Genomic DNA, 12,458 nt, shown 5'->3' with positions numbered 1-12,458 from the left:
GGAAGTGCGGTGTCAAGTCATGACTGGTGTTCATGTTCGAGGACTTCCACGAGGGAGTGAAACGAATAGACCAGCTCCTACGCAGGGCGAACGGACCTCGCCCCGGGTGGTGTCTGGGATTTGCCCTGGCCAGTGCTTCCGCGGTGTGCGCCCTGGTCTTCGCCCTGACCCTTGCCCGTCCTCTTCCTTGTAGGTTCCACGACCGGATGACGACCAGAGGCGCCTGGCCTGGCAGGCGTGCGGAGGGACGCCGCCGCGGATGGAGGTAGCGCCCGGTGAGCGCTATGCTCGAACCCAGGCCTCGACGTGGAGCGTTCCGTCAAAACCGCCGAGTTGCTGATGCCCTGCGTGCCCGCGCTGCTCGTGCGCCGCGCGGCCCACCGTCCCTTGCCGCCGGAGGGACCCGAGTCCGGGTGCTTCCCCGCCGCCGTCCTGCTCGCGGACGTGTCCGGCTTCACTCCCCTCACCGAGCGCCTGGCTCAGCGGGGCTCGGCGGGCGCGGAGGAGCTGTCACGGCTGCTCGAGAAGCTGTTTGGTCCGCTCGTGGAGGTCATCACCGCGCATGGTGGGGAGATCCTCCATTTTCCCGGGGATGCGCTGCTGACGCTGTGGCCCGCGCGAGAGGGTGCGGTGGCGCTCGCGGAGGCCGTGCGGCGCTCGGCGGGGTGTGGCCTCGCGCTCCAGCGGGCGATGCGCGAGCCGCTCATGAGGGAGTTGTCTCTCTCTCTGAGGGTGACGATCGGGGCGGGCGAGGTCCAGGCGGTGGTGGTGGGAGGGGTTTCCGGACGGTGGCAGGCGCTGGTGCGCGGCGAGCCCTTCGTGCAGTTGCGCGAAGCGGAGCGCGCCGCCGCTCCGGGCGAGGTGGTGGTCTCCGTGGCGGCCCGGCGGTGTGTGGGGGAGGCGCTCACGGGCGAGGTGTTGTCTTCGGGTACGGCACGTGTGATGGCGGTGCGCGCGCCCGCGCCCCAGGCACTGTCTCCGCCGGAACTGCCCGAGGCAGCGGACGCGGCGCTGCGGCCCTTCGTGTCGAGGGTGTTGCTCGCGGCCCAGGAAGTGGGAGCCGGGTGGCTCGCCGAACTGCGCCGGGCGACGGTGCTCTTCCTGCGGCTGGAAGGGCTGCCGGAAGAGGCTTCGGACGAGCTGCTGCCGCGGCTGTCGGACGCCGTGCGCGCGATGCAGGAGGCCGTCTATGGCTTGGGCGGCAGCGTCAACCAACTCCTGGTGGACGACAAGGGTCTGGTGCTGGTGGCGGCATTCGGGCTGCCCACGTGCGCGCACGAGGATGACGCGGCGCGGGCGGTGAAGACGGCGCTCCAGGCGCTCGCGACGCTGCGAGCGCAGGGGTTGAGCGCATCCATTGGCATCGCCACCGGGCGGGTGTGCTGCGGTCTGCGCGGTGGCTCCCTCCGGCACGAGTACGCGTTGATGGGCCGGACGGTGAACCTCGCCGCGCGGCTGATGCAGCAGGCTCGGGACGATGTCCTGTTCGACGAGGCCACGGCCCAGGCCCTGGGCGAGCGCCTCTGGGCCGAGCGCCTGCCTCCGGTCAAGGTGAAGGGCGTGGCGGAGCCGGTGCCCATCTTCCGGCCTGGCGGTGTCGCGGAGGCGAGGGCCCACCGCGCCGACCCCCACGCCCTGGTGGGCCGCGATTCGGAACGCGCGGCCCTCGACGAGGCGCTGGAGGGCTTCGCCCGTGACCAGGGCGGCGTCCTGCTCGTGGAGGGCGAGGCGGGCATGGGGAAGTCCAGCCTGCTCACGTACCTGGCGCGGAGCGCGAGAGCGCGAGGGCTGCGCGTGCTGTCCGGTGCCGCGGACGCGGCGGAGAGCGCCACCCTCTACTACGCCTGGCGCCCCGTCTTCACCGCGTTGCTCGGCCTCTCCCCCACGGATCCGCTCGAGACCCGGCGCGCGGCGGTGCGGGCCCGGCTGGCCCGGGACCCCGAGGCGGAGCCGTTGGCGCCGCTGTTGAACTCCGTCTTGTTGCTGGAGCTGCCGGAGACGGAGCGCACCACGCACCTGCGCGACCAGACGCGCGCGGACACCACGCTGTCGTTGATGGCGCGGCTGCTGGGCGGAGCGGGCCCTTCGGTGCTCATCCTCGAGGACGGACATTGGCTGGACTCGTCCTCGTGGGAGTTGCTCCGGCGGGTGGCGCGCGACGTCCCCGACTGGTTGCTGGTGCTGTCCACGCGGCCTTTCCCGGACAACCCACCCCCCGCCTTCGACTCCATCTCCCGCTTGCCCTCCACCCGCCGGATGGTGCTGTCGCAAATGAAGGGCGGGGACATCCTCGCGCTGGTGTGCGAGCGGCTCGGCGTGGCACGGCTGCCGGCGGCGGTGGCTGCCTTCATCCAAGACAAGGCCGAGGGCCACCCCTTCTACAGCGAGGAACTGGCCCATGCCCTGCGCGACAACGGGCTGCTGGTCGTGGAGCGCGGCGAGTGCCGGCTGGCGCCCGAGGCGGGGAACCTGGAGGCACTGGGCCTGCCCTCCACGCTGGAGGGCCTCATCACCAGCCGCATCGATCGGCTGACGACGGTGCAGCAACTCACCCTCAAGGCGGCGAGCGTCATCGGCCGCACCTTCGGCAGCAGGCTGCTCGGGGACGTGCACCCGTTGCCCGAGGAGCGTGAGCGGCTGGAGGAGCACCTCTCGCGCTTGCAGGAGCAGGATCTCGCGCTGCCCGTGGGTGCCCCCTCCGAGCCGAGCTACCTCTTCAAGCACGTCATCACGCAAGAGGTCGCGTACAACCTGCTGCTCTTCTCGCAGCGGCGGCGGCTCCACGAGGCGGTGGCGCGCTGGTACGAGCGCACGCATGCGCGGGAGCTCACCCCCCTCTACCCGCTGCTCGCCTACCACTGGATTCGCGCGAACGTGCGCTCCAAGGCGCTCGACGCATTGGAGAAGGCGGGGGAGCACGCGCTGGCGACGCACGCGCCGAGCGAGGCGGTGGGCTTCTTCTCGAAGGCGCTGGAGCTGGAGGCGGAGGGGCCGGAGCGGGAAGCGTCCTCGCGGCGCGCGCGCTGGGAGCGGAGGCTGGGGCGCGCGCTGAGGTGGCTGGGCAAGCCCGAGGCGCGGCGGCACCTGTTACGGGCGATGGAGTTGCTGGGCCACCCGGTGCCCACGGGCCGCGGGGCGTTGGTCATGGGGACGCTGCTCGGCGCGGCGCGGCACCTCCTGGGGCGGGTGCCAGGCCTCCGGCGCCTCCCGCGAGGGAGCGAGGACTCCGAGAGGTGGGTGGAGGCGACGGAGGCGTGCGCGGACCTGGCGACGCTCGCGTACTACGATTTCGACGCGCCGATGCTCGGCTTCCTGCTGTTCCAGATGGTCAACTTCGCCGAGCGCTCCGGCATGGCGAGCCTCCGGGCGGGGGCCTACGCGTCGCTGGCGGTGTTGATGGGCGCGATTCCATTGCATGCCGCGGCCAACTCCTACATCCGTGCCAGCCTGGCGCTCGCGAGCGAAGCGAATGACCCGCGGGGAATTGTCTCCACCAGGCACGTGCTGTCGCTGTACCTGATGGAGGCGGGCCGCTTCGCCGAGGCACAAGCGATGGTGAAGGAGAGCCTCGCGGGCTTCACGAGCCTGGGCAACCTGCGCCAGGCCGATGAGGCGAGACTGGTGATGATCAACCTGCACATCTGCCAGGGGCGGCTGAGCGAGGCGGCGGCGCTGGCGGCGGCGCTGGTGGCCTCGGCGCGCGAGCGCGAGGACGCGCAATTGGCGGGGTGGGCGGGGGAGGATCTGGCGCGCGTGCTGCTGCGCAGGGGGCGTGTCGCCGAGGCCCTGGAGCACCTGCGGGTGCTGGAGCAGCAGATGGATGCGCGCGCAGTGACGTCCCTCGCGGGCTTGCTGGCGCTGGCGTGGCTGCGATGCGGCAATCCCGAGCAGGCGCGCGCCACCGCCGAGGCACGGGCGGAACAGGTGTTTCGCATCCCGCTCACGGTCCCGGTGTTGGATGGGTATAGCGGCATGGCGGAGACGTTCCTCGAGCTGTGGCTCGTGGCGCGGGAGCGGGACGAGCCGGATGCCCCGGCTCTGGAGCGCCTCGCCCGGCGCTTCTGCGAAGCGATGGAGCGAGGTGCTCGGGCTTGCGTGGTCGCGCTGCCGGCGGCGCGCCTGTGCCGGGGCCGGCTGCTGCTCGCGGATGGGCGGCGCTGGGCCGCTCGGCGGAGGTTCGAGGAAGCCGCGCGCGCGGCCGGGACCTTGGGAATGCCGCTGGAAGCGGCGACCGCGCATCACCTGCTCGCCGAGCTGGGAGGGGTGGATCGCGAGTGGCACCGCTCCGAGTCCCGGCGGCTCATGACAGGGTTGGAGGACACGTAACCATCGCTGTAGCCAAACCCGGTGAACGAAGGCCAGAGGAGCGAGTGCTATGGTGCCCACCCTCTTCGAGGAGGGGTGTTCTTGAACGTGAAGGTGTTTGGAGTGGTAGCCGGGAAAGGTGTCCGGCTCCGCCGTCACCTGCGCCCGGTGGACATTTCACGGCCCTCTCAGCCGAGGGTGCTTTGCATCTGTGCCGGAACGACGGGCGAGTGGCTGGCGTAGAGCAGCTTGTCGTCACCGCCGGTGTAGATGACGCGTGGGTCGGACGGCAGGGTCGCGTCCTTGGCGAACCCCGCGAGCGAGTCGTGCACATACGTGTCGAAGAACGCGGAGAGCTCCGGGTCACGCATCCCCCGCTTCTGCTCGAACTCGGCCTCGTAGGCGAAGAGGAGGGTGAAGTAGTGCGGCCGCAACTGGTCGCGCCCCTTCTTCTTCGCGAGCGCCTGGAGCTTGCGCGCATCCGCGATGAGCTGCCGATCGTAGATCTTGGAGTTGACGCTGAAGGACACGTCCGAACTCGGTAGCGTGTCGTAACGGGACTTCTTGGTGAGGAAGGCGTCCTGCTTCTGGGCGGCGAGCTTTGTCTGGAGCTGGAACTCCTTGCGGCCCGACTCGAACATCGTGGCCCGGGACTCCAGGAGCATCTGGGCCGCCCCCTGCGCCTGCTTGTACTCGGCCTCCAGCGCGTTCATCTCCTTCTTGAGCGCGGCCTCCTCCTTGCTCCAGATGGGCTGGAACTCGTTGAGCAGGGGCCGGTCGCGCGTGGGCCCGTAGGCGCCCCGGGCCTTCTCGTCACTGGCGGCCCGGGACATGCGCCACTGCTGGAAGACCTGGGCGTGCGCCAGCATCACCGCGCCCAGTGGCCCCGCCGTCCTCCCCACCTTCTTCATGTACAGATCGAAGCGGCGGCAGAGCACCTGGAAGGCGGACTTGCTGGCGGGATCCTCGGCGAAGTCCTCCTTGAGGACCTCGGGCAGCTCCGTCTTGATGGGCACGCCCGCCCGGATGGCCTCGTCGCGCATGTGGTGCAGCGGAATGAGGCTCAGGAACGAGCCGGGCACCGGGCTGCGCGCCCCCTCGCCCCGGCGGTAGCCGCCCCCCACGTCCGAGTGTGCTCCGGGGTAGACCATCTCCCGGCAGTTCTTCGGGTAGCTGTTTCCCTGCAGGAGGCTGTCCACGGGGAAGGAGTTGCGGATCTCATGGGCGGCGATCATGTGAACGCATGAGCCCACCATCTCGGGAATGCGCAGATCATCCCCCCAGGACATGTGGCCATTGGCTGGGCCTGAGGCGGGATCCGCGCCCGGCGCGCCCCCCTTGGCGAACGCGATGTCTTCGAGTGTGCTCCCATAGAGGTGGCGCTGCTTGAGCGCCTGCTCCAGGTCGAGCATCCCCGTCGTCAGGTCTAGGGATTGGGCATTGTTCGTCCCCATGGGCATCCCCACCGAGGCCACGGTGTCGAACAGGCCCATGAAGTACAGCTCGAAGGGAGTCCGCGTGTTCTTGGATTGAAAGGTCCAGCCGCCTCCGCTCGTCCTGGTGCAACGGTCCGCGATGCGCCGGGCGAAGGCCCGCGCCAGGGCGGCCCCACGGGAGAAGCCAAACAGGGCCACGTGGGCCGAGCGGCCCATGGCCCGGGAGAGCTGGGTCTCGAGCTTCTTCATCGCCCACTCGAGGCGCTCCTCTCCCATGCCTCCAAAGGCGAGCCCCGTGGTTGTTCCTCCCGGATCATTGATGTCCTTGAAGCGTGTACCGAGCCCCGGGATGTAATGGCTGAAGGAGACTTGTCCCTTATCGGTTTGTTGATGTGCGAGGAACAATCTCGCAACGTTGCTGTGCTCGCGATTGGCGTAATCGGCTTCCAGGTTGTTGCCAGTACCGTCGAAGAAGAAGGAGATCTTCATCCCCTGTCGCACCGTATTGGCCGACACCTTGTTTCCGATTCCGAACACGAGCGGCACGGAGCGGGTGGGCTCGACCTTCGCGCTCGAGAGAGACGCGGCCAGTTGCAGCAAGCCAGGTGATTGAAGCTTCTTTGAATCCTGCTCAGTAGCCATCTTTGCACCTCGCGGTCTGCTCGTCCGCCACCGTGTTTCCAGACTGCTTGCGCTTTTCGTCGTCGAAAGACTCCAACACCAACTTCATCTCAGGGTAGCCCTCTGACAGTTCCACCTCGATGTGCCCATCTGGAAAGAAATGAACTCCGAGGTTCTGAGGATTGGCTGGAATGGGTGCCTTCAGCACGGCTTCCGCTTCACACCAACGGTTGTTGTCCCGCGTCCATTTGATCGTCAGCGTTGTCGGCAATTCCGTACCCGGCCACAAATTCACGCAGCAGGCACTCTTCCCGCCCCCTGACGTAGGGGAACTGACGAAGATGTTGCCACCGCCCTGTCCGTTCACCATGAACGCAGCGATATACAAATCCGTGTAATTGAAGCCGTTGATCTCCAGCGACACGGGCTTGGTGATGGTGGGTTTTTCCTCGGGGGCTTGCGTCGGCTTTGACGCCGTCCTCGGGTCCGATTGGCACTGGCTGCATGCGCTCAGCAGGAGCATCGTCCCGCCAAGGAGCCCTCCCGCTCGCAGTTTGAGCACCGGAGTCCTCGTCCCCTGCTCAGAAACCATCTTTGCACCTCGTGATCCGCTCGTCCGCCACCGTATTCCCTGACTTCTTGCGCTGCCCGTTGGGGAGCGGGTGGAATGGGCCCGTTGAGCACGGCTTTTGCCTCACACCAGCGGTTGTTGTCTCGCGTCCATCCTCCGGATTGCTTGCCGTGTCATCCGCCCACTCATTCCAGGAGTCCCCCCTCCCTTCCGCCCCTCTACAGCATCCCTTGCCCCCGCCCGTCAATGAAAGGACCCGGGCACACCTTTCCCCAGATGGGCCGACGTGGCACATGCGAAGTCCGTGAACGAGCGAGTGCTATGGTGCCCACCCTCTTCGAGGAGGGGTGTACTTGAACGTGAAGGCGTTTGGAGTGGTAGCCGGAGCGGCATTCGCGCTGGGTCTGGGCCTCACTGGCGAAGCCTGGGCGGGCCCGGGCACGGTGGTCATCCCCACGGCGCCGGAGCTGGGGCTGTCGGTGCGCCTCGGTGGACAGGTGCGGATGATCCCGACGCTCGAGAGCAACTGGGACCTCGGGCTGTCCGAGCGGACGCCCATCCGTGGCATGGGGAGTCACGTGAACGAGGCGGGCATCGTCGGCCGCGACTACGTGCGCACGGAGGACCGCCTCTACTTCAACGTGAGCAGGGGCGATGACTGGGACTTCTTCATGGCGCTCGAGTTCGACAGCGTCCTGAACCAGCGGAGGACCGACCGCATCTCCAACCAGGAGAAGGGACTGTTCGATGACTTCGGCGTGGAGCGGTTGCAGGCCAGCGTGAAGCTTCCGTGGATCTCCTCCCGGCTCCATGCCGGGTGGGACACGGGGCCCTCGGCGGACATGGACGGAGGCGGGTTGCTCTACGTGGATGACGACCCAGGCCTCTGGCTGACGGGCAAGGCCGGCCCGCTGGCGTGGAAGGCCGCGTACGTCCTCAAGAACGAGTCGCAGTTCGTCTACGCGGACCGCACCACGAGCGTTCCGGGGGCCTGTCCTCCCGTCATCAACGTGCCGCCGGGCGGCGGAAGCGTCCCCACCGGTTGCGCGCAGTTGCTGCCCATCGGGGCCTTCGATCGCAACTTCGGCGAGCGGCGCATCGGGGTCGGGCGGCTCGACTTCACCCCGGTGGAGGGGTTGACCCTCTCGGGTCTCTACGCGGTGAACCACGCGCGCGTGCGCGGCCAGCCCCCCGCCACGGGAATCAACGCCCTCACCTCCGTCACCCACTACCCGGGCCTGTTGATCACCGGCAACCTGGGGGGGTTCAAGCCCATCCTGGAAGTGGCCGGGAGCTATGGCTCGGTGCACTACCCGGGCACGGCGGCGGACATCCCGGACTCTCTCGGCAAGCCGATCAACGGCCGCACCTTCCGGGTCCAGTCGTTCGCGGCCTTCGCGGACCTGGCCTACGACGCGAGCGCGGCCGTCGGCTTCAAGTTCGAGCCCCACGTGGGCGCCTATTACCTGAAGGGCGATAGCAACCCCGGGGACGACCTCCTCGGAGGCTATACGCCGGTGGTGGGCATGCCCCGGTTCACGCAGCGGTTCGGGGGGGAGAGCATGATCGTCGCCGACGGCAACATCGCCTATGGCAGCACGCTCTACAGCGCCTTTCCCGAGTTGTGGGGCAATCAGAGCAACCTGATGAGCAACGGGGCGGGGCTCTTCAGCAACGGCCGCTCGGACTCGCCCGGCCTGACGATGATCGGTGGAGGGGTGGACACCGAGCCCTTGAAGGGCACGCTGCGGTTCCGGACCAATGCCTATGCGCTCCTCTACAACGAGCGTTTCCTGGTCGGCGCGCTCTCCGAGCCCAACAATGCCTCCTCCGTGGGCCTGACCGCCCGGGACTTCGGCATCAAGCGGCTGGTGGACGAGCGCCTCTTCGGCGTGGAGTGGGACAACGAGTTGACCTACATGTTCAACAGCGTGGTTTCGGCCAAGCTCCAGTTCTCGTTCCTCTTCACGGGAGCGGCGGCCGAGCAGATCGCGGGTGCGCTCTCCGACCAGGGCAGTGGTGAGCCGGTGGAGGTCGCTGGCGTCTCGTTCGAGCGCGCGCGGCGGAGCGAGGCGGATTCGATGCGCCGGATCGCTGTCGAGTTGCTCTGGAACTTCTGACGTACCACCTCCGTGAAGCGCGGCGCGTCCGCCCCTGAGTCCGTCGAGGACTTCCTCGCGTCGCTCGAGCACCCGTTCAAGCGGGAGATCCTCGCCCTGCGGCAGTTCATCCTCGGGGCCGACCGTCGGTGCGGTTTCGTGACATGAAAGACATTGACGCGAAGAGGTCCTCCTTCGCGTCTGTCATAAGACAGTGGATCCAGTGGGTATAAGCCCCTGGCACTCGAGGGCGCTGGCTCGGCGCGGATTCACTTGATTTCACCTGGCTCCCTCGACAAGAGACGGCCTTCGCGGTGGTTGCCACGAAGTGTCTTCCGACAAACAAGGTGAGGAGATCCAGATGAACACCCAGAATCAGGATCATGGGCTCGTGCTTCGCTCGCGGGTGAGTTCCCAGGGCGAGTTGGAGTTGTCGCTGGAGCGGGTCGCGATTCCGGAACCCGCTCCGGACGAGGTCGTCATCCGCGTCGAAGCCTCGCCGATCAACCCCTCGGACCTGGGCCTGCTGCTGGGCCCGGCCGATCTGTCCACGGCCCGGGCCGGAGGAACGGCGGAAAGCCCCGTGGTCACGGCGACCATTCCGAAGCAGACGCTGACGGCCCTGGCATCTCGACTGGACAAGTCCCTGCCCGTGGGCAACGAGGGCGCCGGCGTGGTGATCAAGGCGGGCGCCAATGCCCGGGAACTGCTCGGCAAGACCGTGGCCGCGCTGGGAGGCGGCATGTACTCCCAGTTCCGGGTGATCAAGGCGTCCAACTGCCTGGTCCTGCCGGCGGACGCGACCCCGGCCGACGGCGCCTCCTGCTTCGTCAACCCGCTGACGGCGCTGGGGATGGTCGAGACCATGCGCCGGGAGGGCCACAAGGCGCTGGTGCACACGGCCGCCGCCTCCAACCTCGGACAGATGCTGAACAAGATCTGCCTCAAGGACGGCATCGGGCTGGTGAACATCGTCCGGAGCGCGGAACAGGTGGCGCTCCTGCGCGAGCTCGGCGCGACCCATGTGTATGACAGCTCCTCGGCCACGTTCACCGAGGAGCTGACCCAGGGCCTGGTGGAAACCGGCGCCACGCTCGCGTTCGACGCCACCGGTGGCGGGCGGCTCGCCGGACAGATCCTGGCCTGCATGGAAGTCGCGGCCAACCGCACCGCCACCTCCTACAGTCCTTACGGCTCAACGATCCACAAGCAGGTCTATATCTACGGCAGGCTCGAGCCGCGCCCGCTCGAACTCGCGGGCAGCTTTGGCATGGCCTGGGGGGTGGGGGGCTGGCTGCTGATGCCGTTCCTGGAGAAGATCGGACCTCAGGCCGCACAGAAGCTGCGAGACCGGGTGGCCGCCGAGCTGAAGACCACCTTCGCCAGTCATTACGTCGCGGAGCTGTCGCTGGCCGAGGCGCTGCAGCTCGACAAGATCGCCGTCTACAGCAAGCGCTCCACCGGCAAGAAGTACCTGATCAATCCCAACAAGGGTCTGCGCTAAGCCTTTGGACCCTGCTCATCCAGCGGCTTGGATGAGCAGTGCAGTGCCCAGAGCCAGCTGAGCGAGCCATCGTTGTCCCCGGCTCGCTCCATGAGCTGGGCGCGGTTCTGCCATGAGAGGGTAGGCTGCCGGCATGCGCATTCTCGAGGTCTCGAACTTCATGCCTCCCCATCCCGGAGGCATCGAAATCATGGTGGACACGCTGTTTCAGGGACTGCTGCGCCGGGGACATGACGTGCGGTGGATCGCCGGGGCCACGCCCGCGCAGCCAGGCGTCTCCGGCCCCCACGTCCGGGTGCCCGCGTGGAACTGGCTGGAGCGCAACCTCCACGTCCCCATGCCCGTGTGGTCCGCTTCCGGATGGCGGCAGCTCGACGGGCTCATCCGCGAGGTGGACGTCGTCCATGCACATGACTGTCTCTACCTGTCCTCCAGTGTGACGGCCGCGCTCTGCCGCCTTCACCGCAAGCCCCTGCTCGTCACCCAGCACGTGGGCGAGGTGCCCTATGGAGGCGCCCTGGACGCGGTGCAGGAGCTGGCCTACCGGACGCTCGGGCGCGCCGTGCTGATGGCCGCGACGGAGGTGGTGACGTACAGCCCCCACGTGCAGGCGTACTTCGCGCGGTTGGGGCTGCGCCGCCCGCTGCGCCTGATTCCGCTGGGTTTCGAGCCCCGCTTCCAGCCCCGCTCCGAGCCCGAGCGCCGCGCGGCCCGTGTGTCCTTCGGCCTGCCGGAGACCGGTCCCCTGGTGCTCTTCGCCGCCCGGCTCGTGCCCAAGAAGGGGGTGGACCTGGTGGCGCGGGTGCAGCGCCGGCTCGCTCTGGAGGGCGTCCGGTTGGTGGTCGCGGGAGATGGCCCCCTGGCACCGGAGTTCGACGGCCTGCCGGGGACGCACCACTTGAGGCAGGTGGACCACGCGCGCATGCACGAGCTCTACGCGTGCGCGGACGTGCTGCTGCTGCCCTCGCGCGGCGAGGGCCTTCCGCTCACGCTCCAGGAGGGAATGCTGACGGGCCTGCCCGCCGTCGTCTCCACGGATCCTTCCTTCACGGCCAACGTCGCGGACGCCCCCGGCGTCGTCCGGGTGGAGGGGGTGGACGCGTTGGTGGACGCCGTGCGCCGGATGTTGTCCTCCCCGCCGCCGCGCGAGACCGTGGCGCACTGGGGCCGCGAGCGCTGGGGGCTGTCGCGCTTCATCTCCGACTACGAGCAGACGCTCGAGCGGCTCGCTCGCGCGGGCTGAAGCACACCCGGGTGGGCGTCTCAGGCCCGCTCGAACACCGCGCACGTCACCTCGAAGGGGCGCACCAGCCAGGGCCACAGCCACTGCGTCAGGCTCTCGCGGGGACCAGCGCCGGTGCCCTGCTCCGGCCGGATGAGCCGCTTCATCGCCCGGGGAAGGTCCGCCGCGACGAGGTGCCAGAGCGTGCCGCATGGCACCACGTCGCCGGCCACCAGCCGGAGGTCCGGAAAGAGCGCGGCCACCTCGGTCACGGTCGGCCGGAACATCGTATCGATGGGGTCCGGATGCCAGGGAAAGGCATGGGGCACCGTCACCAGCAGCACGCCTCCTGGCGCCACCAGTCCGGCCACCTGTCGCGCGAAGTCCTCGCGGTCCGGGACGTGTTCCAGCACGCTCGTACAACAGACCGAGCGGATGCCCAGCGCGCCGAGCCGGCTCCGGCACTGGGGATCCGTGAGGCTGCCCACCACGTCCACGCCCTGCTCCGGCTTGAGGTCCTGATGGATCACCTGTCCACCCCGGCTCTGCCAGGGGGCGAAGAGCTCGCGGTGGATCCACGGCTGTTGGACCTCGCGGAAGTAACGCGTGGAACTTCCCACGTTGAGCAGGGGAGAGACGCGGGCCACGTCCATGGACTGGAGCTGGCGCGCCAGCCACCGGGCCTCGGGTTTCAGCATGC

General features: G+C 68.5%; 8 protein-coding genes. 5 read left to right on the top strand and 3 right to left on the bottom strand.

The features are described 5' to 3' along the window. The first annotated feature begins 306 nt into the window (after positions 1-306). Positions 307-4,326, top strand: coding sequence for an AAA family ATPase (locus F0U63_RS33300; protein ID WP_395836204.1), 4,020 nt, complete (start codon positions 307-309; stop codon positions 4,324-4,326). A gap of 167 nt (positions 4,327-4,493) precedes the next feature. Here F0U63_RS33300 and F0U63_RS33295 read toward each other — a convergent pair whose 3' ends face one another. Together F0U63_RS33295 and F0U63_RS33290 are read right to left on the bottom strand one after the other, a co-directional pair. Then, positions 4,494-6,383 (bottom strand): T6SS phospholipase effector Tle1-like catalytic domain-containing protein, encoded by a 1,890-nt coding sequence (locus F0U63_RS33295; RefSeq protein WP_395836202.1) that lies wholly within the window; start codon positions 6,381-6,383, stop codon positions 4,494-4,496. Further along, on the bottom strand, positions 6,373-6,885 hold the full coding sequence (locus F0U63_RS33290) for a DUF3304 domain-containing protein (RefSeq protein ID WP_395836200.1): 513 nt from the start codon (positions 6,883-6,885) through the stop codon (positions 6,373-6,375). Before F0U63_RS33290 ends, F0U63_RS33295 begins: the two co-directional genes overlap by 11 nt. 401 nt (positions 6,886-7,286) lie before the next feature. On the opposite strand from F0U63_RS33290, the gene F0U63_RS33285 reads away from it, so the two are divergent. The 4 genes from F0U63_RS33285 (at position 7,287) to F0U63_RS33270 (ending at position 11,779) form a co-directional block, all read left to right on the top strand. Beyond that, the gene (locus tag F0U63_RS33285; RefSeq protein WP_395836198.1) at positions 7,287-9,053 is read left to right on the top strand and encodes a hypothetical protein; all 1,767 of its coding nucleotides are present in this window, start codon (positions 7,287-7,289) and stop codon (positions 9,051-9,053) included. Between the two features lie 12 nt (positions 9,054-9,065). Continuing rightward, a complete protein-coding gene (locus F0U63_RS33280) occupies positions 9,066-9,200 on the top strand; it encodes a hypothetical protein (RefSeq protein ID WP_395836196.1) in 135 nt (44 codons plus the stop codon). 193 nt (positions 9,201-9,393) lie between these two features. Beyond that, a complete protein-coding gene (locus F0U63_RS33275; protein ID WP_395836194.1) occupies positions 9,394-10,536 on the top strand; it encodes a zinc-binding dehydrogenase in 1,143 nt (380 codons plus the stop codon). 133 nt (positions 10,537-10,669) lie between these two features. After that, positions 10,670-11,779: a glycosyltransferase family 4 protein gene (locus F0U63_RS33270; RefSeq protein ID WP_395836192.1), complete on the top strand. Its 1,110-nt coding sequence runs from the start codon at positions 10,670-10,672 to the stop codon at positions 11,777-11,779. Positions 11,780-11,799: 20 nt separating this feature from the next. On the opposite strand, the gene F0U63_RS33265 is transcribed toward F0U63_RS33270, so the two are convergent. After that, on the bottom strand, positions 11,800-12,456 hold the full coding sequence (locus tag F0U63_RS33265) for a class I SAM-dependent methyltransferase (RefSeq protein ID WP_395836190.1): 657 nt from the start codon (positions 12,454-12,456) through the stop codon (positions 11,800-11,802). Positions 12,457-12,458: the final 2 nt, after the last annotated feature.

The organism is Cystobacter fuscus (assembly GCF_044360685.1).
Taxonomy (GTDB): Bacteria; Myxococcota; Myxococcia; order Myxococcales; family Myxococcaceae; genus Cystobacter; species Cystobacter fuscus_C.
The sequence above is the reverse complement of the archived record's forward strand: the minus strand, read 5'-3'. Positions and strand labels throughout refer to the sequence as shown.